We start from the raw sequence: 24,040 nt of genomic DNA, 5'->3' as shown, positions 1-24,040 counted from the left end.
GGAGGAAAAGCACGTGGTGCAACTTGCCCCTAGACCGGGCTCGTATAGTTCGGGGCTTCGCGGGTCATCATCACGTCGTGGACGTGACTTTCGCGCAGGCCCGCGCCGGTGATGCGGATGAAGCGAGCCTTCTGGCGGAACTGCTCCAGAGTCGCAGCGCCGGTGTAGCCCATGGCCGCTCGCAGGCCGCCGACCATCTGGTGCAGGATCGGCCCGATCGGTCCCTTATAGGCGACCTGGCCCTCGATGCCTTCGGGCACCAGCTTCAGGGCCGAGACCTCCTTCTGGAAGTAGCGGTCGGCCGAGCCGGAGGCCATGGCCCCCATCGAACCCATGCCGCGATAGGCCTTGTACGAGCGTCCCTGGTACAGGAACACCTCGCCGGGCGCTTCGTCGGTGCCGGCGAAGGCCGAGCCCATCATGGCCGCATGCGCGCCCATGGCCAGGGCCTTGGCGAGGTCGCCCGAGTACTTGATGCCACCGTCGGCGATGACCGGAACGTCGGTGCCCTGGGCTGCCCGGACCGCGTCGGCGATGGCCGTCAGCTGCGGCACGCCCACCCCGGCGACGATGCGGGTGGTGCAGATCGAGCCGGGGCCGATACCGACCTTCACCGCATCGGCGCCGGCGTCGATCAGGGCTCGCGCGCCTTCGTAGGTCGCCACGTTGCCGGCGACGATCTGGACGCGGTTGGTCTCGCGCTTCAGGCGGCCGACCGCCTTGGCGACGTCGGCGTTGTGGCCGTGGGCGGTGTCGATCACCACCACGTCCACGCCCGCGTCGACCAGCGCCAGCGAGCGCTCGTAGCCGGCGTCGCCGACGGTCGAAGCCGCGCCGACCAGCAGTCGGCCTTGGGCGTCCTTGGCGGCTGACGGATAGGCCTGGGCCTTCTCCATATCCTTGACCGTGATCAGGCCGACGGCGTGATAGTCCTCGTCGACGACGATCAGCCGTTCGATCTTGTGCTTGCGCAGCAGCTCGCGGGCCTCGGCCTGGCTGACGCCCTCGCGGACGACGATCAGGCTCTCCTTGGTCATCAGCTCGCTGGCCGGGATGTCGTCGCGCCCCTCGAAGCGCATGTCGCGATTGGTGAGGATCCCCACCAGCTTGCCCGAGCCGCGCTCGACGACCGGGAAGCCCGAGATCTTGCGGCGCGCCTTGATCTCGCGCACTTCGCGCAGGGTAGTGTCCGGGTGGATGGTCAGCGGATTGATGACCATGCCGCTTTCGTAGCGCTTCACCTCGCGGACCTGGTCGGCCTGCTCTTCAACGGTGAGGTTCCGGTGCAGCACGCCCATGCCGCCGGCCTGGGCCATGGCGATCGCCAGTCGGCTCTCGGTGACCGTGTCCATCGCGGAGGACACGAGGGGGATATTGAGACTGATTTCGCGGGTGAACTTGGTGGCGGTGTCCACCTGGGTCGGCATCACGTCGGACGCGCCCGGTTCCAGCAAAACGTCGTCGAAGGTGAGACCTTCGCGAATGTCCATGTAAGGCTCCATTTTGCGAGCCGCGTATAAGCCCTCTCGGGCGTCATCGGCAAGGGGCCGATCGAGGGTAATCATGCCGCAGCGTGCTCCTTTTGTGGATCGTGGCGGGCCTGGAGGCCGAAAGTCATGGCGAACATGACCAGGCAGAGGGCCGATGAGAGGGCTATGGCGGTCCTGGGCGACTGCGCGATGGCCAGGCCGTAGACCACCGGGCCGGCGATCTGCAGGAGCTGGGCCGGTTGCGTCAGCAGAGCCGAGCGGTAGGCGTAGTTGTCCGGGCCATAGAGGTTGAGCGGCAGCACGCCCTTGGCGACGGCCAGCATTCCGTTGCCGGCGCCCTGCCCCAGCGCCATCAGCGGCGCGGCCTTCGCGCCAAACAGGGCGAGCGCGGCTGCGCCCAGCGGATGCATCGACGTTGCAATCCGGGTCGAGACCAGCGGCGGCAAGTAGCGCAGCACCGTGAACTCGGCGAAGCGGACGCTGACCGCCGCCACGCCGACGAGCCCCGCGACACCCGCGGCATGGATAGGCTCCAGCCCGAAGGCGACCAGCAACCGCGGCAGGTGATTGGCTGTGGCGCTGGCGATGAACCAGGCGCAGGCGAAGATGACGGCGAGTTGGACCATTCGACGGTCCCAGGTCACCGGCCGGCGAGCGCCGTCCTTGCGGTCCCGGGCCGCGCCCCGCGTCCGCGGCGTCATGACGGCGGCGGCAGGCAGGCAGATGATCAGATGCCCCCCCGCCCAGGCAAGGCATGCACCGCGCCAGCCGAACTGTTCGAGCAGGTAGGCCGTCAGCGGCCATCCGACGGCCGATCCCAGCCCGCCCAGGAGGGCTACCCCGGTAATCGGCCGCCGCGCCTCCTCGCCGTAGAGCGAGACCAGGATTGCGAACGGCGTACCGTAGGTTCCCAGCGCCATCCCGGCGCCGAGCGCCATCATCCCCGCCGCGAGGCCGCCCACGCCCTGCGCCACCGACAGCAACGCGAGGGCGGCGGCGAAGACCAGTCTCGAAGCCAGCAGCACCGGCTTGCCGCCCCGCCGGTCGATCCGCCGCCCGACCGCGGGCGACAGCAGCGGCTGAACGGCGAGAGACAGCGAGGTGACGGCGAAGACAGCGGTCGAGGAAATCCGAAGATCAACGGCGACCGCATCGCCCAGCGCGCCCATCAGATAGAAGCTGGAGGCGAAGGCCACGGTCTGACCGAGCCCCAGCGACAGCGTGATCGCCGCTCGTTTCGCTGGGGTGTGATGGGCCGCCTCCGACATGGCGAGCTTGTGCAGCGATTGGAAATTTGAGGAAACCGATATATTCGAGCCATAATGTTCGAAAATCTCACATCTGGAGCCCTCCCTTCCCTTAACGCCCTGCGCGCATTCGAGGCTATGGCGCGCACCGGGCGAGCGACGCTGGCGGCTGAGGAACTGCACGTGACTCACAGCGCAGTCAGCCGCCAGGTGAAGGCGCTGGAGGCGCATCTGGGCGTCCAGCTCTTCACCGGCCCAAAGCACCGGCTGGAGCTGACCGAGGCCGGCCGCGCCCTGTTGCCGGCCCTGACCTCGGCCTTCGACCAGATCGCCGCTGCAGTTCGCCAGACCCAGGCGCGTGGCGACGAGCTGCTGGTAGCGGTGAACGCCAGCGTCTCGGTGAAGTGGCTGATCCCCCGGCTGGCGCGGTTTCGCGCCGCCCACCCCACAGTGAACCTGCAACTGGCGGAACTTCCCTCGCATGCGACCTCGTATCGCGGCGCGGACGCGATAATCCGCATCGTCCCCACCAGCCGGCTGGCTGAACCCGGCGCCACAGCCTTCATCCCCAATCACCTGGGCCTGGTGATGGCCCCTGCCCTCGCCGAAAGGTGCGCCGCCGATCCGCTGAAGGCTCCGCGGCTGATGGCGCAGACGCATCCGCAGGGATGGGCCATCTGGGCGGCCCTGGCCGGGGTGGAGCTCGCGCCAGCGCCGGAGCAGCCCTTCGCCCACCTGCATTTCGCCATCGACGCGGCGATCGGCGGATTGGGAGCGGCGGTGATGCCCTGGCCGTTGGTGGCCGACTATGTCCGCAACGGCCGGCTGGTCGCGCCGCTGGGCTTTTGCCGAGCAGAAAGCGCCTTTGCGATACTGGGAGCGCCTGAAGGGGGACGTGCGCTGGCGACTTTCCGCAAGTGGCTGGTCGCCGAGGGGGCCAAGATCGATCCCGCGCCGCCACCCCCTCGCTAGCGCTTCAGGCGTTAATTGGCTTGGCACACGGCTCGCCGAATGGGCCGCTGCGCCTTACCCCTTGAAGCCGGTCGCCACCAGATAGACCTCGGAGGAATCGGCTCGGCTGGCCTTGGGCTTCAGGTTCTTCACATCGGTGAAGTGGCGCTTGAGCTGCGCGATCACCTCGGCGGTCTCTCCGCCCTGGAACGCCTTGGCGACGAAAACGCCGCCCGGCTTCAGCACCGAGATCGCGAAGTCGGCCGCCGCCTCGATGAGTCCCATGATCCGCAGGTGGTCGGTGCGCTTATGGCCGACCGTATTGGGAGCCATGTCGGACAGCACTGCGTCCGGCCGCCCGCCGAGCAGTTCGATCAGCTTCGGGCCGCACTCCGGATCGGTGAAGTCCATCTCCAGGATATGGGCGGGCGGCAGCGGATCGACCGGCAAAAGATCGACGCCGACGATGTCGGTGACGCCACGCTCGATCGCCACCTGCGTCCAGCCGCCGGGCGCTAGGCCCAGGTCGATGACTTTTACGCCGGGCTTCAGCAGCTTTAGCCGGTCGTCGATCTCGGTCAGCTTGTAGGCTGCGCGGCTGCGATAGCCGTGCGCTCGCGCCTTCGCCGCGAAGGGATCGTTGATCTGTCGGTTCAGCCAGGCCTGCTGCGAGGGCGTGCGGTCCTTGGCCGTCTTCAGGCGTGCAGCCTTTGTCCGGCCTTCTTCCAGTCCGCCGGACGGCGGCTTGACCATGCGTTTGCGGGGCGGCTCGCTCATTCAGCGGCGTTTAGCGCACTCGCGGCGCCCGATCCACGTCCGCGACGACGGCGACGGCGCTTGCGCTTGCCGCTTCCCGACATCAGCGACATCAGGATGCCCTCGCGCAGGCCGCGATCGGCGACCCGCACCCGCGCGCACGGCCAGAGCTCCTGGACCGCCTGCAGAATCGCGGCGCCCGCCAGGACCAGGTCGGCGCGGTCCGGCCCGATACACGGCTGGTCGGCGCGTTCCTGCGGCGTCAGCTCCAGCAGCATCCGGGCCGCGGCGTCGCACTGGGAGCGGCTCATCCAGATCCCATCGACTTGGCTGCGGTCGTACCTTGGCAAGCGCAGATGCATGCCCGCCAGGCTGGTGATCGCGCCCGATGTCCCGACGAGATGCGCTTCGCCGGCGTCGAACACAGGCCGCAGGTCATCGGCGTGACGGAACTCGCGAAGCTGGTCCTTTACGGTCTCGACCATGGCCCGAAACCAAGCTTCAGTGGCTGCCGCGCCTTCGGGAAACCTCTCGGCCAGAGTGACGACGCCGATCGGGATCGACAGCCAGGCTTTGATCGGCAACCGCGAGGTCGCGAAGCGTCCGGGTTCGGCGTCCAGCCCGCCGGCGGTCAGGTCCACCCATGAAAGTTCGGTCGAGCCGCCGCCGACGTCGACGACCAGGGCGGCCTGCGCCTTGCGGTCGAGCAGGTTGAGGCAGCCGGCCACGGAAAGCTGCGCCTCTTCACGCGGCGTGATGATCTGCAACTGCAGCCCGGTCTCGGAAGCGACGCGCGCGATGAATTCGGGACCGTTCTCGGCCGCCCGGCAAGCTTGGGTGGCGATCGCCTTCAGCTTGGCGACCTTGCGACGGCGCACCTTCTCGGCCGCGACTTTCAGCGCCGCGAGCGCCCGATCCATGGCTGCGTCAGAAAGTCGCCCCGTCTGGGAGAGGCCTTCGCCCAGGCGAACGATGCGTGAATAGGCCTCCACCACCCGGAACGAACGTCCGCTCGGGGTGGCGATCAACAAGCGGCAATTGTTCGTTCCCAGATCAAGCGCGCCATAGCAGGGCGAATCCGCACCGGACGCGCCGACGCCCCTTCGCGCAGCCGGAACCCTCACTCGGTCAAGCGTGGTCGTCACCGGCTGGACAGCCGAAACGCTTGAAAAGCAAGGCTTTGGAGCGCGTTCTGTCCGAACCCGCTCAACAGCGCCACAGTCATTGGACCGTCTTCCGTCCCTAGCAGGCGCCGACACCAGCACCTCGTTTCACAGGCGACTGTAGCAGCGAGGTTCGCGTGTCGGAAGGCGCGCCCTTGCGCCCGCAAAGATGAGCGGTACGTTCACCTCCTAGTCAGGGGCCGAGGTCTAGAGTCGTTTTATGGACGCTCGAATCGAAAAACGCGTTAGCGACTTGACCGCCCCGCCGGCGATGCTGAGCGAGCCGCGGCTGGCGATGTACGCCATCGGACAGGTCGTGCGGCATCGTCATTATCCGTTCCGCGGCGTGATCTTCGATGTCGATCCCACCTTCGCCAACACCGAGCAGTGGTGGCTGTCGATCCCGGAAGAAATCCGGCCCCGCAAGGACCAGCCATATTACCACCTCCTCGCCGAAAACGAGGAGAACGCCTACGTCGCCTATGTGTCCGAGCAGAACTTGATGCCGGACGAGTCGGGCGAGCCGGTCGGCCATCCGCAGGCCGCGTTGATCTTCGAATCCTTCGAGGAAGGCCACTACGTCCTGCGGCCGAGGATCAGCCACTAGGCCATCCCTGCAATCGCGTTTCATCCCAGGCGCACGCGGCGCAATCTTTCTTCGCGGATTTGCGAAAAAGGCGCATAGATTGAACTGAACTTTCAGCGGTTCAGGCTCATTCTATCATCATGAGCGCAGACGGATTTGCTTCCGGCCCGCCCCCCGGCGCGCGGGCCGACTGGACCATCGACCAGAATTGGGCCGCTTACACGCCGGCCGAGCATCAGGTGTGGATGACGCTCTATGAGCGGCAGGCGGCGTTGCTGCCCGGCCGCGCCTGCGACGCGTTCCTGCATGGCCTTGACGCCCTGGACCTGCATCGCGGCGGCATTCCCGAGTTCGAGCGGATCAACGAGGAACTCCGCCGCCTGACCGGCTGGTCGGTCGTGGCCGTTCCAGGTCTGGTGCCCGACGACGTATTTTTCGATCATCTGGCCAACCGTCGCTTTCCGGCCGGTCGCTTCATCCGCAAGCCCGACGAGCTCGACTATCTGCAAGAGCCTGACGTATTCCACGACGTGTTCGGCCATGTGCCGATGCTGACCGACCCAATCTTCGCCGACTACATGCAGGCTTATGGCGAGGGCGGCCTTCGTGCGCTGGGCCAGGGTCAGCTGCACAACCTTGCGCGGCTCTACTGGTACACCGTCGAGTTCGGGCTGATGGAGACGGCCCAGGGCCTGCGCATCTATGGCGCCGGCATCGTCTCCAGCCGCTCGGAATCGATCTTCGCGCTCGACGATCCATCCCCCAATCGCATCGGCTTCGATCTGGAACGGCTGATGCGCACGCCTTACCGCATCGACGACTTCCAGCAGGTGTATTTCGTGATCCCATCGCTGGAGGCGTTGCGAGAGACGACGCTGCAGGACTTCGGGGCGATCTACGAGCGGCTGAAGCAGGCCGAGGATGTCGCTATCGACGCCGTCCTGCCCACCGACAAGGTCCATACTCACGGAACCCAGGCCTATGCCGCCGCGGGCGGGCGCTTTGCGAAGAGCTAGCGTCCGTTCTCGCGGTCGATCAGGGTCTGGATACCCTTGCGAACCTGCGCCCGCTGCGCTGGCGTGAAGACGCGGTAGCGCTGCGCCTTGGGTCCTGTCGACGCGGTGATGTCTGCGTCGGTCACGTAGATGAACTGGCCCTGAAAAGCGCCGGTGACCGGCTGGCCGTGGATCATGTACAGCCCCTCCAGCCGCACGGCGCAGTTCTCGAGCGTCTCGATATACGGCGCGACCGGCCGGAAGTCGGGTTTGCGATTCATGCCCTCGACCATGCGCCAGCAGACGCCGGGATTGCTGGGCGCGGTCAGCGGACGCTCGCAAGCCGCCAGCGGCAGGGTCGCCATGAGGCCGATCAGTAGCCTGCGCATTTCTGGGTCTCAGTAATCCTTCCGCCATCTGACGGCGAGCTTGCCGTCCCCTTGGCCGGCAAGCTTGGAGATGATGGACAGGTTGCGCCCGAGTCGCCACTCCACCTGAGCGCTAGGTCCCTCGCGCCCGCCCCCGGTCAGCTCAAGATAGACGTCGTCCGTCAGGTACTTGCCGCCGGACACCGTGACGCCCGACTCGTCGCCGCCGGCCAGCGCCAACCGGTCGAGGCCGGCGAAGGTTCGCAGGTTGCCGACCACGTCGAAGCCGCCGCCGCCGGCGAGCGACGACAGGGCCGAGGCCAACTGCGCGGCTTCAAGCGGCGAAAGCTGCGAAGCCGAGCGCCCGAACAGCACCTGCGAAAGCACCTCGTCGTTAGGCAGAACCGGCGTCGAGGTAAGCGTGATCTCCGGCTTGGCCGCGGTTCCGCGAATTCGCACCACCGCTGTCAGGGAAGGGTCCTCGCGCGTGGCCGACAGGTCCAGCCGGATCGCCTGAGGCGAAGTCGCCAGATAGACCACGCCACGCTCGTCGAACTCAAAGCGCTTGCCCGCGAACTCGTATTCCCCGCGCACCACCCGTGCGGTGCCCGACAGCGCCGGCTTCGAGGTCGAGCCGGTGACATGAGCGTCCAGCGACAGCTCGACATCCAGGCCGCGTCCACGCAGGAAGATGCGGCGCGGCGCCTTCAAACGCACATCCAGCGCCATAGCCGGTCCCTTGCGCGCGACCGGTTGCAGCGATTGAGACAGGTCTCCGGGCTTGTTGCGCTCGACCACGTCCATGGCCACCACGCCCGACGGACCCGAGATCTTCGCGGCCACATCGGCGCGGTCGATGGTGAGATCGCCGGTAAGCCGCATCTTGCCATCGGCAGCCCGGTCGAGCCGCGCCTGCCCCGAGGCGGAAGCGCTGCCTATGTCGTTATCGATCAGCCGGAAGCCCTTGAGGTCCAGCCGGAAATTTGACGCCCCTTCCCGCGATAGATTGACTAGGCCCGAGCCGGACATCGACCCGCCATGGCCGTCGGCGGCCGCCGCCTGGGTGATGTTGACGATGTTGTCGGCGAGATTGGCGCGCAGGGTCACGTCGGTAAGCACCAGACCCGTCGCCCCGTCCGAGAACTTGCCGCTGTCGACCGAAGCCTGGCCTAGCGCCTTCGGGTCGGCCAGGGTGCCGCGAATGGTGCCCTGCATGTGGACCTTGCCCGCCAGCTCCCGCTCGCCGCCGACCAGCAGGTCCCATAGCGGTTTGACCTCGCCGTCTGCGAAGAACGTACCCTGCATCGGACGGGTGCGGGCGATAGCGATACGGAACGGACTGGCGCTGGCTTCCGCCGGCAAGGTCAGCTCGGCGTTGGCGCGCAGGCCCTGCTCGTTGGTGACGGCCGCGTCCAGCAACACCGTGTCGTCGGTCAGCCGCGCCTTCAGGGCGCCGTCCAGGCCGAGTTCTCGCGGCGAGCCACGGCCCCGGGCGTCGTCGAGCTTGGCGTCCAGAACCCCTTCAAGCCGCCCTCCCTTACCGGTCAGGCTCAGCGTGGCGTCGGCCCTCCCGGTCAGATCGGGGTTCAGCAGGCCGAGATTCAATTGTTCGATCCTGGCGCGGATGTCGGCGACGTCCTTGGCCAGACGGCCGTCGACGTCGATGCGCCCGCCTTCGGGCCCGACCAGCCGCAGGCGCGCGCTGCGCTCGCTGTTCCCGAACCGCAGAACGGCCGTCTCCGCCGTTTTCAACTCGCGCCGGCCGTAGTGGCCTGCACCATCGAAGGTGAGTTGGTAGACGCCCTTGTCAGGGCTGAAGACCCCTCGCCCCTTCAGCGCCCAGCGGTCGCTGGCCGACAGTCCCTCCAGGTCCGCTTGATACGGCAGATCCGCCAACGGCCCGTCGGCCACGATCCCCCCTTTGCGGATCGCGATCTTTGAGCCGGGCAAGATCGCGCCGTCGGCGGTCAGGTTCAGCTTTGCGCGAGGTCCGCCCGCAGCGTCGATGATCTTCACCGAGCCGCTGATCGAACCGCCATCGATGAAAGCCCCTTTCACGAGGCGCACGTCCAGATCGGCCGCGGACGGCGTCGCACGGCGCAGCGAGACGGAGCCCGCCGCGGTGAGCCCCCCCGCCTCGACCGAAAGGTCCGACAGGTCGACCCCGCCGCGCGGGAACCGGAACGCGCCGCGCGCAGCCGCCGGACCGTAATCGCTGGCCGCGGTCAAGGCCGCCACGCCGCTCGCGCCGTCTGCGCGCTGCATGAAGCTCAACGTCAACTTGGCGTCGCGAAGCGGCAGCCGCGGTAGATCGATGGCCTCGAGGTCTGCGAGAAGGTCGGCACGCGGCTTGCCCAGCGACCCGGTGATCGCGCCGTTTCCGCTGGCCTTGCCCGTAATTTCGACCGGGCCGGCGCGGAACGGCCCCGTCGCCGACCAGTCGAGCTTGAAGCGCAACGCGCCATCCGCGCCCATAATGCCGGCGGTCGAGGCTTTGATCGCCGCGCCGTCCAGCGTCCCGCGCGAAATGGAGACTTTCCGTCCGTCGATCTCACCGCGCGCCGCCAGCCGCGGCGAAGCGCCCAGCAGCCGGTCGAGTTCGGAGAAGCCCGAGGCGAACCGTGCGCCCTTGGCGTCCAGGGTAAGTCGCCACGGCTTGCCAGCGCCGACCTGGTTCGCGCTCCAGTCGGCCGAAACCGCGCCGGAGCCGCCCAAACGTGCGGCCGCCAGGTTTGACAGCTCAGCGCGCCCTTTGAAGTTCAGCACGCCCAGCAGGCTGCGTCCGCCCGTGGCGTTGACCTTGAGCCCGGCCCCCGCCGCGGTGACCTCTCGCAGCAGCAACCGTCCGTCGGCCAGTCGCGCGGCGTCGAAAGCCGCGGTTGGTCGCGCCCCCAGCAGGGCGGCGAACAGGCCCGAGCCCCGCCCGCCCGCGCCCGCCAGATTGCCGTTGATCGCCAGCACCTTGTCCTTGCGGGTGATCACGAAACGACCGCTGACCCGGTCCAGGCCATATTGGTCCAGCTTCAGACGTGCCGCGTCGGCGTTTCCGGCAAACTTCAGGTCGTCGAGCGTGCCGCTCAGCACTCCGTCGATCCTGCCGAGGCCCATCGAAGGACCGCCGGTGACCTTGGAGAGTTCCTTGGCCGCAAGCGAGATGGCGACGCCCTGCGGACCGGTCTTGCGGCCGCCCGGATTGGCCTTGCCCTTCGCCGTGGCGGTAAGATTGTCGGACGTCAGCTGGGCGTCGAGATTGAAGAGATCCGCCTCGGCCTTGCCGCCCGAGATCACGAAACGCACCTCCGGCCCTAGCCGGGCGACAAGAGGCTGGGTGAACTTCGAGGCCGACAGCAGCAGCCGCCCCTGGGCAGAGCCGCCCTGCGGCGTCCAGGCGCCGATCGCATCCAGAGGCTTGATCGCGCCGCTGGCGGCTATGGCGCTGAAGCGGCCACGAGACTCCTGCCCCTCGGCGTCGACCTTCAGTGAGAACGGCAGGTCCGGCGACAGCCCCAGGCTGCCGGCGATGGCTCCCCCCTTCGCCTCCTCCGCATCGGCGCGCACCATCAGCGGACGCCCGCCGCCGAACGAAAACTTGGCGTTGAGGTGGTCTCCGGGGTGCAGCACGCTGGTCGCCGCCAGCGCCCCGCTCTGCCCGCCGTTGCGGCGCTGGATGTCGAGATTGGCCCGGACGTCGTAGATGCCGTGCTCGCTGCTGAACGCCGGCATCAGCTCCAGCCGGCTGCTGAGCTGGTCGATATTGATCGTGATTGGTAAGCCGGGCGAGACGGTCGAGGGCTCCAGCGTGGGGCGGCGGTGCACGATGACCCGCTCGGCGACGATCGAGTCGGCCTGGAACCGTCGCTGGAACAGCGCGGCGTAACTCCAGCGCATGGCCAAGTTCTTGCCTTCGAGCCAGACGCCTTTGTCGTCGCTGATGGTCAGGCGCCTGACAGTGAAGTCGCGCCAGATGTCGCCTCCAAGGCCTTCGATCCGCAGCCGGCCAAAGCGGCCGATCTTCAGGCCGCTCGCACGGGCTTCGACCAGCAGGCGCCCTTGCGGCGCCAACACGCCGTAGCGCGCGGTCAGCACGGCCCCGCCCAGCAGGAAGGCCAGTACCGCGCAGACGATCAGCACGATCTTCGGCAGGGCCGAGCCCTTGGCGACTTTGGCGACCGTTTCGACCGCCTCTTCGACCGGAGTAGGCGTCTCGCTCAAAAGCTCTGCCCGATGCTGAGATAGATCTGGAACGCCGGATCGCCCTCGCGCTGGTCGAGCGGGATGGCGATGTCGGCGCGGATCGGACCAAAGCCGAGGTCATAGCGCACGCCCACGCCGACGCCCGCGCTGAACTGGTCGCCGGTCGGAAAATCCCCAGCCCCGACCGCGCCGGCATCGACGAACGCGACCACGCCCCAACGCTCACCGATCTTCTGGCGGAGCTCCAGTGACGTCTCGAACAGCGAGGTGCCGCCGACTGGCGTGTTGTCGCCGTAGCGTGGCCCGATCGCCTGATACGCGTAGCCGCGGACTGATCCGCCGCCGCCTGCATAGAAGCGCCGCGAAGCGGGCACCTCCTCGACGGTTCCCCCGAGCATCGAACCCAATTTCAGTCGCGCCGCGACGACGGTCCGGGCCTTGGCGCCGAACGGCACGTACATCGAGCCCTGTGTCTGGACCTTCAGGTAAGCCAGATTTTCGTCGCCGAGCAGATAGGTCGGCTCCAGGCGCAGTTCGAGCCGCCAGCCTCGCTTGGGATCCAGCGGATCGTCCGAACGGTCGAGCGCGCCTGCAGCCAGACCGGCGACGGTGTAGACATCACGGCCAAGGGTGTTGAAGTGCGCCTGCTGGTGCTCGTCCACCTTGCTGTAGTCCAGCGACCCTCCAAACGTCACATAGGAGGTCTTGCGGAAGCGTCGCTGGATGTCCATTCGCACCCCCGCCCCGCTCTCGTCATAGGCGTCGGTCCGCTTCTTGTAGAGACTGCCGCCAGCCTTGAGCGTCTGTTGCGGCCGCCGCCAGTGCGGCAGGGTCAGTTCGGCGCCCAGGTTGCTGTCGATGGTCGAGAGCCGGGCGAACAACGCCTGGGTGTCGGCCCGGCCCAGCATATTGTAGCGCGTCCAGCGCGCATCAGCGCCGAAGCCTTCAGTGGTCGAATAGCTGGCCCCCAGTTCCAGGGTCTTGGCTTTGCGGTCGGAAAGACTCACCAGGATCGGACGCAGGCCGTCCGGACCGGTCTGGTCCTTCGGCGCCAGCGACACCGTCACCGAATCATAGACCCCGGTGTCGAGAAGCCGCCGCTCCAACTCACCGACGTCCTCAGGGTCGTACACCTCTCCCGGACGCCACGGCGCGAGCCGCTCCAGCCACTCAGGACGACTGCGGCCGCGCTCGCCGACCACGTTCAGGCCATCCAAACGCACCAGATCGCCTGCGGCGATGCGATAGGTGGGGCGCACCGTGCGGTCGGCATGGTCGACGATCACCTCTCGGGGCTCGGCGGCGGCGTCTGCATAGCCGCGCTTTTGCGTGGCTGCGACGATACGGCCTTCCGCGCCGATGACGTCGACCGCCCGGCCCGGCCCGCCGATGGCCAGGCCCATCACAGCCTCGCCCGCCATCTGCACGCCTTCCTGCGGCGCAGGATCCAGCCACTGGATCTGGGGGTCGGCGATGGTGAAGCGCGGCCCAGGCGTGACCTTCACGATCGCGGCCGGAGGATCCTGCTCGCTGACGTCCGGAAGCACTTCGTAGCCGTAGTAGCCCTCGGACCGCAGCACCGCGATGGCGTTCTCGCCGGCTTCGCGCGCGCGTCGGCGCGCCTCGAAGCGATTGGCGATCGGCTTGTCGGTCTCCCCGATGGCCTGGGCGATGGATGCGCGCAGTTCTGAGCTCAGCTCGCCCTCTACGGTCGCGCGCGGCTGCTCGGCCCGCGCCGTTCCTGCACCGAGGGCCGCCGTGGCGGCGACCGCGACGACCAATCGTCCCACGCCAGTCCTTTCGTTGCGCCCCAACTTGGGGTGTAGCCCGCGTTGCGCGGGCCTGTCACCCTTCCGTGATGCGCCAGGCGCCCGATAGCGGGGCCCAGGCGCCCATTTCTTGGGCGCCAAGCGCCTGCCTGCGCGTCGTTCCCGAAAACGCGCTCCAAACCAGCCGACCTTTCCTACCCTCTTTGCGATGGCGGCGTGGAGGAACGATCGAGTGCGATATGGCGCGGCGGCGACGCATGAGATCCAGCATCAGATGACGGCGGCGCCGGCGCAGCCTTACGACGAGATGCTGACCGCGCAGGGCGAAGTTCGCGGCCACTACCGCGGCCTGCACCAACGCATAGCCACCCTCGCCGCCGACGAGATGTCCGAGCGGCAGCGGACGCTGGAGCGCTATTTTCTGCTCCAGGGCATCACCTTCACCGTCTACGGAGGGGAAAGCTCCACCGAACGGATCATACCCACCGACCTCCTGCCGCGGATCATTCCCGCGGCCGAATGGACGCGGATCGAGACCGGCCTGACCCAGCGTCTGCGCGCTCTGAACATGTTCCTCGCCGACATCTACGGCGCCCAGCAAATCCTGATGGACGGCGTGGTGCCGCGCGAACTCGTGCTCGGCGCGCCGTCCTACCGCCGCGAGATGCTGAACCTCTACGTGCCGCACCAGGCCTACGCCAATGTCTGCGGCTCGGACCTGATCCGCCAACCGGACGGTGCGTTCGCGGTGCTGGAGGATAATCTGCGCGTCCCCTCCGGCGTCTCCTACATGCTGGCCAACCGCGAGGCCTCGCGCCGGACCTTTCCGGGCTCGTTCCGCGCCGCCGGCGTGCGCGCCATCGACCGCTATCCGGACCTGCTGCTGGCGACCCTCAAGAGCATGGCGGCCGAGTGGCGGCCAAGTCCGCAGATTGTCGTGCTGACGCCGGGCGTCTATAATTCGGCCTACTACGAGCACGCCTATCTCGCCCGGCTCATGGGCTGCCCGTTGGTCGAAGGCCGCGATCTCGTCGTTCACGACAACTGCGTCTACATGCGCACCACGACGGGTCTGCGACGGGTCGACGTGATCTACCGGCGGGTCGACGACGACTTCATCGACCCCCTCACCTTTCGTCGCGATTCCAGCCTCGGCGTCGCCGGTCTGTTCAACGCCTACCGGGCCGGCAATGTGGTGATCTGCAATGCGCCGGGCACGGGGGTCGCCGACGACAAGGCGCTCTATGCCTACGTGCCGGCGATCATCCGCTACTACCTGGGCGAGGACGCGATCCTCCCGAACATCGAGACCTTCCTCTGCCGCGAGCCGGCGCAGCTCGACCACGTCCTGGCCAATCTCGACCAGCTTGTGGTCAAGGCGGTGGGCGCTTCGGGCGGCTACGGCATGTTGGTCGGGCCGCATGCCAGCCGCGCCGAGCGCGAGGCCTTCGCCTTGGCCATCAAGGCCGATCCGGCCAACTACATCGCCCAGCCGACCATCCAGCTCTCGACCGCGCCTTGCCTGGTCGAGGGCGAGATCGAGCCGCGCCACGTCGACCTGCGCCCGTTCATCCTCTCGGGCGAGAAGATCGTCGTGACGCCCGGCGCCCTGACCCGCGTGGCGCTCAAGCGTGGTTCGCTGGTCGTCAATTCCAGCCAAGGCGGCGGCTCCAAGGACACCTGGGTTCTGGAGAGCGATCCAGAAACGGAGGCCGCGCCATGATGCTCGCCCGCGTCGCCGACAGTCTCTACTGGATGGGCCGCTACGTGGAGCGCGCCGAGCACGCCTGCCGTCTGCTCGACGTCATGCTGAACGCCACCCTCGACCGCAGCGAGGCGGCCGGACGGGTCACCCGCATCGTCCTTACGGCGCTTGGCGCGGCCGAGAGCGCGGACATCGGGGCCTATGAGTCCGCGACCGCGCTCGCGCTCGACCGTACCGACGGCGGCTCAATCACCACGTCCCTTGCCCGGGCGCGGGAAAACGCCCGGCAGGTGCGCGACCAGATCACCACCGAGACCTGGGAGCGCCTCAATCTCATCCACCTGCGGATGACGGGCGTCGGGGCCACAAAGGGCTTCGCCGACAGCCCGTCGACCTTCCTGCACGACATCATCGCCGACCTGCACCTCTTCAAGGGCGCGGCGGACGCCACCATGAGCCATGGCGAGGGCTGGCGGTTCCTGATGCTGGGCGTCCATCTGGAGCGCGCCCAGTTGATCGGGCGCCTGCTCGAGGTCTGCTTCGGCGACCGTCGAGCGCTGGACGACCACATGGCGCTGATGAACGTGCTGCGGATGGGCTGCGCGCTGGAGCCGTACCTGCGCCGCTTCACCGCCGACATCCAGCCGCGAAAGGTGCTGGAATTCCTGCTTCTGGACGAGGAGTTTCCACGCTCGATGCGCTTCTGCACCGCGCGGATCGAGGAGCACCTGGGGGGCGCAGCCCAGCATGCCGGAGGGCAGGTTGCTCCCGAACGGTTGGCCGGGCGCCTGCGCGCACGCCTGCAGTACGCCGACATCGACGAGGTGGGCGATGCGAGCGGCCTGCTCTCGACCGTCCTGGACGACTGCGCCGCCATCCATCGCGCCATCTACGACACCTTCGTCGCCTACTCTCTTGAAATGCGCCTACCGGCCTGAGGACCGCCCTTGCTGCTCGAAGTCCGCCACGTCACCCAGTATCACTACGCCGATCCGGTCCGCGAAAGCGTGATGGAGGTCTGGATGCAGCCGAAGAAGACCGGCCGCCAGCGGCTGGTGTCGTTCGACCTGGAGGTCGAACCGGCCGCACAGCTGTTTTCCTATGCCGATGCGTTCGGCAACGCCGTCTACCATTTCGACGTGCCTCAACCTCACGAAACCCTCAGGATCGTCGCCAGCGCAGCGGTGGAGACCGAGGCTGCGCCGGCCCTCCCAGACGCGCTCGATCAAGGCGAATGGGACCGGCTGCGCAGCGACTTCGTCCGGGGCGAGAATTTCGACTTTCTGGCTCACGGCGGCTTTGCGGTCGAGACCGACGCCTTGCGCGGCTTTGTGGCCGAGCGCGGCCTGGACGACCTGCGCCGGCGCGACCCCTTGACCGCGGTTCGCGCGCTTTCGGAGACCATCTACGACGCCTTCGAGTACGAAGCTGGCGTCACCCATGCCGACAGCCCCATCGACCTGGCGCTCGGCGCGGGGCGCGGGGTCTGCCAGGACTTCGCCCATGTCATGATTGCGATCTGCCGTAGTTGGGGCGTTCCGGCGCGCTATGTCTCCGGCTACCTGTTCACCGACCGGCAGGCCGGCGATCGCTCCGATCCCGACGCCACCCATGCCTGGGTGGAGGTGTTCCTGCCCTCGCTGCGTTGGGTCGGCTTCGACCCCACCAACAACGCCTTGGCGGGCGAACGCCACATCGTCGCGGCGGTCGGCCGCGACTACAATGACGTGCCGCCTTCACGCGGGGTCTACAAGGGCGAGGCCGACAGCCAGCTTGCCGTCGGAGTTTCGGTCCGCCGCGCCCGCTCGGCCCTGACCGAACCCGAGTTCATCCGCATGTCGCAGCCGTCCTTCGCCCGGGCCGGTCGGCGGCGGCCAATGAGCGCGCCCGCTCATGACCAGCAACAGCAACAGCAGCAGTAGGCGTTAGACAGGAAAGACGTACGAGCGGGCGACGGCCAGGTCGAGGCGGGCGCCGGGATGAACGCCGGCCGCCGCCTGCCGGGCGATCGCCGCCTCGATCCGCTGACCGCTCGCCGTCGGTCCTTCCACGCGCAGCACCGCGCCCTGCGGCGCAATGTGCTGGGCGGTGACGACAAGGTCGCCCTTGCCCTCCTGCGTCATCACCAGCTCGTGTGGCCGCACGAAGGCGACCGCCGGGCCGTCGGCGACGCCCTTCGCCGGCAGCGTCACGTCGCCCAGGCTGAACCGTCCAGCCTCGACGTGCCCCTCGAAGCGGTTGGCCTCACCCACAAAGCCGGCGACAAAGGCGCCGGCAGGATCGTCGTGCACTTCGTTCGGTGCGCCGACCTGCTCGATGGCGCCCTGATTCAGAATGGCGACGCGGTCGGCCAGTTCCAGCGCCTCTTCCTGGTCGTGGGTGACGAAGATGGTCGTGACCCCGGTGGCGTCGTGAATGCGGCGCAGCTCCTTGCGCAGCGACTTGCGCACGGTCGCGTCCAGCGCGCCGAACGGTTCGTCCAGCAACAGCACGCTCGGATTGACGGCTAAGGCGCGCGCGAGGGCCACGCGCTGGCGCTGGCCGCCAGACAGCTGGGCCGGGTAGCGTTTGCCCAATCCGTCCAGCTCGACCAGGCGAAGCAGTTCCTCAACCCTTGCGGCGATCTCGGCCTTGCCTGGCTTGGCCGCACCCTTCCGCACGTCGAGGCCGAAGGCGATGTTCTTGGCGACCGTCATGTGCCGGAACAGGGCGTACTGCTGGAAGACGAAGCCGACCCGCCGCTCGGCCGCGCCTGCGAAGGTCATGTCCTGGTCGCCGTAGAAGATCTGGCCGCTGCTGGGGAACTCCAGCCCCGCGATCACGCGCAGCAGGGTGGTCTTGCCCGAGCCGGAGGGTCCGAGCAGCGCCAGCAGCTCGCCGTCGGCGATCTCCAGACTCACGCCGTTCAGGGCCGGATAGCGCCCGAAGGTCTTCTCCACCGATCGGATGGAAATCGTCATTCGCAGGGTCTTTCGATCAGTGGCGGCCCTGCCGCGAGCGCGGCTGGGCGATCTCAAGCGCCGTCTTCAGCACGAGGGTGACGACGGCCAGGAAGCAGAGCAGCGCGGCGACCGCAAAGGCGCCCACATAGTCGTACTCGTTGTAAAGAATCTCGACGTGCAGCGGCATGGTGTTGGTCAGGCCGCGGATGTGGCCGGACACGACCGAGACCGCCCCGAACTCGCCCATCGCCCGGGCGTTGCACAGCAAGACCCCGTACAAGAGGCCCCAGCGAATGTTTGGCGCGGTGACGCTCCAAAACGCCCGCAGGCCCGACGCGCCCATCGAGATGGCGGCCTCCTCCTCGTCGACGCCCTGCTCCTGCATCAGCGGGATCAGTTCCCGGGCCACGAAGGGGAAGGTGACGAAAATGGTGGCGAGCACGATGCCGGGCACGGCGAAGATAATCTTGATGTCATGGTCCAGCAGCCAGGGCCCGAACCAGCCCTGCGCCCCGAAGACCAGCACGTAGATGAGGCCCGCTACGACCGGCGACACCGAGAACGGCAGGTCGATCAGTGTGATCAGGAACGGCTTGCCCGGAAACTCGAACTTGGCGACCGCCCAGGAAGCGCAGATCCCGAACACCACGTTGAACGGAACGGCGATAGCCGCGGTCAGCAGGGTCAGCTTGATGGCGGCCCGGGCGTCCTCGCTTGCGATCGCCTCCAGCGCCGCCGGCAGGCCCTTGCGCAGCGCCTCGAAGAACACCGAGACCAGCGGCAGGACGAGGACGGAGGCCAGGAACAGCCCGACCAGGGCCAGGACCACGGCCTTGGCCCACAGTGGATCGTCGGTCGTACGCGGCTTGCGGCTCATGCGGACAGTCTCCGGGCCCAGGCCTGAACGGCGTTGATGACGAACAGCATGGCGAAGGAGACGACCAGCATAACCACGGCGATCGTGGCCGCTCCCGCATAGTCGTACTGCTCGAGTTCGATGATGATCAGCAGCGGCGCGATCTCGGACTTGTAGGGCATGTTGCCGGCGATGAAGATCACCGAGCCGTACTCGCCGACCGCCCGGGCGAAGGCCAAGGCGAAGCCGGTCAGCCAGGCTGGTCCCAGCGCCGGCAGGATCACTCGCGCGATAACGTCGAAACGGCTGGCGCCAAGGCTGGCGGCGGCCTCCTCCACGTCCGCGGCCAGGTCGCGCATCACCGGCTCCAGCGTGCGCACCACGAACGGCAGGCCGATGAAGGTCAGCGCCACAACCACGCCCAGCGGCGTGTAGGCGACCTTCGCCGGCGCCACCAGCGCCCCGATCCAGCCGTTGGGAGCGTAGAGTGTGGCCAGCGCGATACCCGCCACCGCCGTCGGCAGAGCGAACGGCAGGTCGATGAGCCCGTTGACGAGGCTCTTCAGCGGGAATTCATAGCGGACCAGCGCCCAGGCCGTGAGAAGGCCGAACACGCCGTTAATCGTCGCGGCGATGAACGCGGCTCCGAACGACAGCCGATAAGCCATCAGCGCCCGCTCGTTGAAGGCGGCGTTGAGAAACTCTGACGAAGACTGCTGGGCGGCCTTGAGCGCCACGGCGGTCAGCGGGATCAGCACGATCAGCGAAAGGATCGTGATCGTCACGCCCATGGTCACCGCGAAGCCGGGTATGGCCGAACGCCTTCGGAACAAGGGCCGGCGCTTCCTTGCGCTGTGTTCGGCATAGGTCGCGGTCATCGTCACGGCCCCGGTTCATTCCGCTAAACGCCGAGCGTCGCGGATTGCTGCACGCCGGTCGAGCTCTCGCTAATTCCTACAGCGCCGATAGCCAATATAGTTTTTCTGAGGCCAGGGCGGGAAAGGCTGGAGCCGGATTTGAGCCTCGGGCAACGGCGAGGTCGGAAAGCTGCGCCGCCGCTCTTGCCCCGGCGAGGTCGCCCGCATATGGTCCGCGCCTTCTTCGACCGGCGCCTGATGCGCCGCGCGAGGGCCGGTAGCTCAGTGGTAGAGCATTCGACTTTTAATCGAATGGTCCTGGGTTCGAATCCCAGCCGGCCTACCATCCCCATATCGTCCATATGCTGGCCCGCCGCAGCGGCTGGCGCTACCATGACGACATGCGCGCCTATATCCTCGCCCTGCCCCCCCTCGTCCTTCTCAGCGCCTGCGTGACCGCGCCGGCCGACGGCTCGTCGAAGATCCAGACCACCGCCGAGGCCAACCGCGAGAGCGTCCAGGGCGCGGTCGCCTCGCCCCTTCGCGACGTGAACCTGTTGCAGACCAAGATCCCTCCGGTCCTGCTGGAGGCGATGGCCGACCCGTATCAGCGCCCGCATCCGGCCTCTTGCGCCGGCATCACCGACGCCCTCGTCCCGCTGAACGGCGCGCTGGGCGCCGACCTGGACGAGCCGGCTGTCGACGAGGACGACGTCATGTCGCGCGGAAAGGGCGCGGCGCTGGGCGCCGTCGCCGGCTTCGCCTCGGACGTCATTCCGTTCCGGGGCTGGGTGCGCAAGCTCAGCGGCGCCGAGCGACATGACAGCCTGGTTTCGGCCGCCATCACCGCCGGGGGCGTGCGTCGCGCCTATCTGAAAGGACTCGGCGAATCACGCGGCTGCAAACCGCCTGCGACTCCATCCCACGTGCTTACCGGATCCGAAGTGATCCGGCAGGACCGCAAGCCGCGTTACCCCGTGCGCTGACGGGCCTTGAAGTCCCGGCGGAACTGCTCGAACCGCCCTGCGGCGATGGCTGTCCGCATGGCTGCGGTCAGCGCCTGGAAGTGGGCGATGTTGTGCCAGGACAGCAGCACCTGGCCCAGGATCTCCTCGGCCTTCACCAGGTGATGCAGGTAAGCCTTGGAATAGTGCGACGAGGCCGGGCAGTCGCTGGCTTCGTCAAGCGGCGTATCGTCCTCGGCGAAACGGGCGTTCTTCAGATTGACGGGTCCTTCCCAGGTCCAGGCCTGACCATGGCGGCCCGAGCGGGTCGGCAGCACGCAATCGAACATGTCGACGCCGCGGGCCACCGCCTCGACCAGATCTATCGGCTTGCCGACGCCCATTAGATATCGCGGCCGATCGGCCGGCAGCATTGCCGGCGCGTAGTCCAGCACCTCGCACATCGCCTCGTGCCCCTCGCCGACCGCCAAGCCGCCCAGAGCATAGCCGTCGAAGCCGGTCTCGATCAGCCGCTCGGCCGATTCGCGGCGCAGGTGCTCGAAGGTCGAGCCCTGCTGAATACCGAACAGCGCCTGGCGCTCTCGCTCGCCGAACGCGGCCTTGGATCGCGCGCCCCATCGGGCAGAGAGCCGCATGGCGTCGGCCGCGCGCTTCTCTTCGGCCGGCCACGAGACGCACTCGTCGAGCTGCATGACGATGTCCGAGCCCAGCAGGTCGGCCTGAATCTCGATCGAACGCTCGGGCGTCAGGATGTGTTTGGAACCGTCGATATGGCTCTGAAACCGCACCGACTCCTCGGTGACCTTGGCGATCTTCGATAGGCTCATCACCTGAAAGCCGCCGGAATCGGTCAGGATTGGTCGCTCCCAGCGCATGAAACGGTGCAGACCGCCCAGCCGCGCCACCCGCTCCGCCGTGGGTCGCAGCATCAGGTGATAGGTGTTGCCCAGGATGATGTCGGCGCCGGTCTGCGCGACCTGATCGACGGTCAGGGCCTTCACCGTGGCCGCAGTGCCGACCGGCATGAAGGCTGGCGTGCGGATGTCGCCGCGCGGCGTCTTCAGAACGCCAGTGCGCGCAGCGCCTTCGGTGGCTGCGATCTCAAACGGGAACGCGGCCATTACTTCGCCCTCCAGAGCAGGCTGGCGTCGCCATAGGAATAGAACCGATAACCGTCGGCGACGGCGTGCGCGTAGGCGGTTCGCATCGTCTCCAGCCCGGCGAAAGCGCTGACCAGCATGAACAGCGTCGACTTGGGAAGATGGAAATTGGTCATCAGCCCGTCGGCCGCCCGGAAGCGATAGCCCGGGGTGATGAAGATCGCGGTCTCGGCCGCGAAGGGGCGCACGACGCCGTCCTCGCCTGTCGCGCTCTCGACAAGCCGCAACGAGGTGGTGCCGACACAGACGATGCGCCCGCCAGCCGCCTTGGCCGCGTTGAGCGCCTCGGCGACGTCGGCGTCCACCTCTCCATACTCGGCGTGCATGCGGTGTTCCGACAGGTTTTCGACCTTCACCGGCAGGAACGTGCCGGCGCCGACGTGCAAGGTCACGAATTGCAGGGTCACGCCCATCGCCTTCAGTTGCTCCAGCAACCGTGGCGTGAAATGCAGCCCCGCGGTGGGCGCCGCGACCGACCCCTCCTCGTCGGCGTAGACGGTCTGGTAGTCGGCGCGGTCCTGCTCGTCCTCCCCCCGCTTGGCGGCGATATACGGGGGCAGCGGCATCGCGCCGCGCTCGGAGATCGCCGCGTCGAGGTCAGGCCCGGCCAGATCGAAACTCAGCGTCACTTCGCCGCCCTCGCCCTTCTCGATCACCGTGGCGTCAAGCGCGGCCAGGAGGCAGGCCCGATCCTCCATGGCCCCGAAATGGATGCGATCGCCAGGAGCCAGCTTCTTGCCGGGCTTCATGAAGGCGGTCCATCGCGATGGCGAAAGCCGCTTGTGCAAGGTCGCCTCGACCGCGACGCTCGAATGCTCGCGCACGCGCCGGCCCTTCAGCCGGGCTGGAATGACCCGCGTGTCGTTCAACACGAGCACGTCGCCGGCCCGCAGTTGCGCCGGCAGATCGCTCACGTGCAGATCCTGGAGCGGCTGGTCGGGCTGGACAAGGAGCAGGCGCGCGGAATCCCGCGGGCTGGCGGGCCGCAGGGCGATGCGGTCCTCTGGAAGATCGAAGTCGAAGTCGGCAAGCTGCATGGGCGCGCTTGAAGCGCATGCGGCGGCCCCCCCGTCAAGCATTGGACGTATAGGTGGCCGTATGGCGCTGATGAGATTCGTTCTACGCGGGGTCGTCCTGCCACTGGGCGTCGCGAGCGCCGCCGCGGCCGTGGCCGCCCATCTGGGCCGCTTCAGCGAGCACCTGGATGTTCTGACTCATTTCGCGCCCGTCTACCTGCTCGGCGGCCTGATCAGCGTAACGGCCGCCCTGTTTGCGCACCGGCGCTTGGCCCCAGCCGTGCTCGGTGCGACCGCGATCGCCGCCAGCCTTGCGCTCATGGCGCCCGAACTGATCGCCGCCACACGCACACGCCCGGCGACCACCCCGCCCAAGCACACCCTCAAGGTGATCCAGTTCAACGCCGCGAAGGACAGCCAGGGGCTTGAGGCCCGTCTGGCGTGGCTCCAGCGCGAAGATCCCGACGTGCTTGTCGTCGAGGATTCGCGCCCGGTGTTCCAAACTGAGATCGCTCAGCGGCTCGGCCGCTACATGTCCTGCGGCATGACCTGCGAGGTGGCGGTCTTCACACGAACCGCGCCCCTGCGCATAGAGAGCCCGCGCCGGGGTCGCATGGGCCTGGGTCCAGCGGTAGCCATCGTCCACATGACCGGACCTGGCGGTCCCTATACCGTGGTCGGCACGCACTATGTCTGGCCGACCGACATCAAGGTTCATCGCGAGAACGGCGCCCGGATGCTGCAGCTCCTCTCCCCGCTCGACCGGAAGCACACGATCGTGGCCGGAGACTTCAATTCCACGCCATGGTCGTTTGCACGACGAGCGCAGGACGCCGCGTTCGGACTGGAGCGCCGCACGCGGGGCCTGCCCACTTGGCCCGCTAACGGCCCCGGAGGCCTTGCCTTTCTGCCCATCGATCATGTCTATGCAGGCGCCGGCTGGCGCACGGTCTCCATCGCACGGGGACCGCGTCTGGGGTCGGACCACTATCCAGTCATCGCCGTACTGGCGCGCTGAGG

20 protein-coding genes and 1 tRNA gene are annotated in these 24,040 nt (G+C 67.7%); 9 read left to right on the top strand and 12 right to left on the bottom strand.

What is annotated here, in order from left to right; translation table 11 throughout:
• Positions 1 to 29: 29 nt before the first annotated feature.
• Both guaB and ACE3T2_RS04695 read right to left on the bottom strand, forming a co-directional pair.
• A complete protein-coding gene (guaB, locus tag ACE3T2_RS04700; RefSeq protein ID WP_374655213.1) occupies positions 30 to 1,490 on the bottom strand; it encodes an IMP dehydrogenase in 1,461 nt (486 codons plus the stop codon).
• Between the two features lie 71 nt (positions 1,491 to 1,561).
• Positions 1,562 to 2,758, bottom strand: coding sequence for an MFS transporter (locus ACE3T2_RS04695; protein ID WP_374655211.1), 1,197 nt, complete (start codon positions 2,756 to 2,758; stop codon positions 1,562 to 1,564).
• 54 nt (positions 2,759 to 2,812) lie between these two features.
• On the opposite strand from ACE3T2_RS04695, the gene ACE3T2_RS04690 reads away from it, so the two are divergent.
• Positions 2,813 to 3,709: a LysR family transcriptional regulator gene (locus ACE3T2_RS04690; RefSeq protein WP_374655209.1), complete on the top strand. Its 897-nt coding sequence runs from the start codon at positions 2,813 to 2,815 to the stop codon at positions 3,707 to 3,709.
• A 54-nt stretch (positions 3,710 to 3,763) separates the two neighbouring features.
• On the opposite strand, the gene ACE3T2_RS04685 is transcribed toward ACE3T2_RS04690, so the two are convergent.
• Together ACE3T2_RS04685 and ACE3T2_RS04680 are read right to left on the bottom strand one after the other, a co-directional pair.
• Complete coding sequence (locus tag ACE3T2_RS04685; RefSeq protein WP_374655207.1) at positions 3,764 to 4,465, bottom strand: RlmE family RNA methyltransferase; 702 nt, start codon at positions 4,463 to 4,465, stop codon at positions 3,764 to 3,766.
• Positions 4,462 to 5,475: a Ppx/GppA phosphatase family protein gene (locus ACE3T2_RS04680; RefSeq protein ID WP_374655205.1), complete on the bottom strand. Its 1,014-nt coding sequence runs from the start codon at positions 5,473 to 5,475 to the stop codon at positions 4,462 to 4,464. The genes ACE3T2_RS04685 and ACE3T2_RS04680 overlap by 4 nt, the downstream gene beginning before the upstream one ends.
• A gap of 403 nt (positions 5,476 to 5,878) precedes the next feature.
• On the opposite strand from ACE3T2_RS04680, the gene hspQ reads away from it, so the two are divergent.
• Both hspQ and phhA read left to right on the top strand, forming a co-directional pair.
• Positions 5,879 to 6,214, top strand: coding sequence for a heat shock protein HspQ (gene hspQ / locus ACE3T2_RS04675; RefSeq protein ID WP_374655231.1), 336 nt, complete (start codon positions 5,879 to 5,881; stop codon positions 6,212 to 6,214).
• 119 nt (positions 6,215 to 6,333) lie between these two features.
• A complete protein-coding gene (gene phhA, locus ACE3T2_RS04670; protein ID WP_374655203.1) occupies positions 6,334 to 7,209 on the top strand; it encodes a phenylalanine 4-monooxygenase in 876 nt (291 codons plus the stop codon).
• Here phhA and ACE3T2_RS04665 read toward each other — a convergent pair.
• Genes ACE3T2_RS04665 through ACE3T2_RS04655 form a run of 3 tightly spaced genes read right to left on the bottom strand, consistent with a single transcriptional unit; the run spans position 7,206 to position 13,540 of the window.
• Positions 7,206 to 7,577, bottom strand: coding sequence for a hypothetical protein (locus ACE3T2_RS04665; RefSeq protein ID WP_374655201.1), 372 nt, complete (start codon positions 7,575 to 7,577; stop codon positions 7,206 to 7,208). The genes phhA and ACE3T2_RS04665 overlap by 4 nt on opposite strands.
• Positions 7,578 to 7,586: 9 nt before the next feature.
• Positions 7,587 to 11,768: a translocation/assembly module TamB domain-containing protein gene (locus ACE3T2_RS04660; protein ID WP_374655199.1), complete on the bottom strand. Its 4,182-nt coding sequence runs from the start codon at positions 11,766 to 11,768 to the stop codon at positions 7,587 to 7,589.
• Positions 11,765 to 13,540, bottom strand: a complete 1,776-nt coding sequence (locus tag ACE3T2_RS04655) for an autotransporter assembly complex family protein (RefSeq protein WP_374655197.1) — start codon at positions 13,538 to 13,540, stop codon at positions 11,765 to 11,767. The genes ACE3T2_RS04660 and ACE3T2_RS04655 overlap by 4 nt, the downstream gene beginning before the upstream one ends.
• A gap of 253 nt (positions 13,541 to 13,793) precedes the next feature.
• Between ACE3T2_RS04655 and ACE3T2_RS04650 the strand changes: the two genes are divergently transcribed.
• From ACE3T2_RS04650 to ACE3T2_RS04640, 3 genes are read left to right on the top strand one after another with little or no spacing between them, the layout of a single operon-like run.
• Positions 13,794 to 15,242, top strand: a complete 1,449-nt coding sequence (locus ACE3T2_RS04650; RefSeq protein ID WP_374655229.1) for a circularly permuted type 2 ATP-grasp protein — start codon at positions 13,794 to 13,796, stop codon at positions 15,240 to 15,242.
• Positions 15,239 to 16,162, top strand: a complete 924-nt coding sequence (locus ACE3T2_RS04645; RefSeq protein ID WP_374655195.1) for an alpha-E domain-containing protein — start codon at positions 15,239 to 15,241, stop codon at positions 16,160 to 16,162. The genes ACE3T2_RS04650 and ACE3T2_RS04645 overlap by 4 nt, the downstream gene beginning before the upstream one ends.
• 9 nt (positions 16,163 to 16,171) lie before the next feature.
• The gene (locus tag ACE3T2_RS04640; protein WP_374655193.1) at positions 16,172 to 17,146 is read left to right on the top strand and encodes a transglutaminase domain-containing protein; all 975 of its coding nucleotides are present in this window, start codon (positions 16,172 to 16,174) and stop codon (positions 17,144 to 17,146) included.
• A gap of 3 nt (positions 17,147 to 17,149) precedes the next feature.
• On the opposite strand, the gene ACE3T2_RS04635 is transcribed toward ACE3T2_RS04640, so the two are convergent.
• From ACE3T2_RS04635 to cysT, 3 genes are read right to left on the bottom strand one after another with little or no spacing between them, the layout of a single operon-like run.
• Positions 17,150 to 18,184 carry a sulfate/molybdate ABC transporter ATP-binding protein gene (locus tag ACE3T2_RS04635; protein ID WP_374655191.1) on the bottom strand — a complete coding sequence of 345 codons (1,035 nt, stop codon included), beginning with the start codon at positions 18,182 to 18,184 and terminating at the stop codon, positions 17,150 to 17,152.
• A 16-nt stretch (positions 18,185 to 18,200) separates the two neighbouring features.
• On the bottom strand, positions 18,201 to 19,043 hold the full coding sequence (gene cysW / locus ACE3T2_RS04630) for a sulfate ABC transporter permease subunit CysW (protein WP_374655189.1): 843 nt from the start codon (positions 19,041 to 19,043) through the stop codon (positions 18,201 to 18,203).
• Positions 19,040 to 19,900, bottom strand: coding sequence for a sulfate ABC transporter permease subunit CysT (gene cysT / locus ACE3T2_RS04625; protein WP_374655187.1), 861 nt, complete (start codon positions 19,898 to 19,900; stop codon positions 19,040 to 19,042). Before cysT ends, cysW begins: the two co-directional genes overlap by 4 nt.
• Positions 19,901 to 20,150: 250 nt before the next feature.
• On the opposite strand from cysT, the gene ACE3T2_RS04620 reads away from it, so the two are divergent.
• Together ACE3T2_RS04620 and ACE3T2_RS04615 are read left to right on the top strand one after the other, a co-directional pair.
• Positions 20,151 to 20,225: transfer RNA gene (locus ACE3T2_RS04620), tRNA-Lys, on the top strand.
• A gap of 16 nt (positions 20,226 to 20,241) precedes the next feature.
• On the top strand, positions 20,242 to 20,865 hold the full coding sequence (locus tag ACE3T2_RS04615) for a hypothetical protein (RefSeq protein ID WP_374655185.1): 624 nt from the start codon (positions 20,242 to 20,244) through the stop codon (positions 20,863 to 20,865).
• On the opposite strand, the gene tgt is transcribed toward ACE3T2_RS04615, so the two are convergent.
• Both tgt and queA read right to left on the bottom strand, forming a co-directional pair.
• The gene (gene tgt, locus ACE3T2_RS04610; protein ID WP_374655183.1) at positions 20,850 to 21,965 is read right to left on the bottom strand and encodes a tRNA guanosine(34) transglycosylase Tgt; all 1,116 of its coding nucleotides are present in this window, start codon (positions 21,963 to 21,965) and stop codon (positions 20,850 to 20,852) included. The genes ACE3T2_RS04615 and tgt overlap by 16 nt on opposite strands.
• Positions 21,965 to 23,041: a tRNA preQ1(34) S-adenosylmethionine ribosyltransferase-isomerase QueA gene (gene queA, locus ACE3T2_RS04605; protein ID WP_374655181.1), complete on the bottom strand. Its 1,077-nt coding sequence runs from the start codon at positions 23,039 to 23,041 to the stop codon at positions 21,965 to 21,967. Before queA ends, tgt begins: the two co-directional genes overlap by 1 nt.
• A gap of 70 nt (positions 23,042 to 23,111) precedes the next feature.
• On the opposite strand from queA, the gene ACE3T2_RS04600 reads away from it, so the two are divergent.
• Positions 23,112 to 24,038: an endonuclease/exonuclease/phosphatase family protein gene (locus tag ACE3T2_RS04600; protein ID WP_374655179.1), complete on the top strand. Its 927-nt coding sequence runs from the start codon at positions 23,112 to 23,114 to the stop codon at positions 24,036 to 24,038.
• Positions 24,039 to 24,040: the final 2 nt, after the last annotated feature.

Source organism: Phenylobacterium sp., assembly GCF_041919955.1.
In the GTDB taxonomy this organism is placed as follows: domain Bacteria; phylum Pseudomonadota; class Alphaproteobacteria; order Caulobacterales; family Caulobacteraceae; genus Phenylobacterium.
The sequence above is the reverse complement of the archived record's forward strand: the minus strand, read 5'-3'. Positions and strand labels throughout refer to the sequence as shown.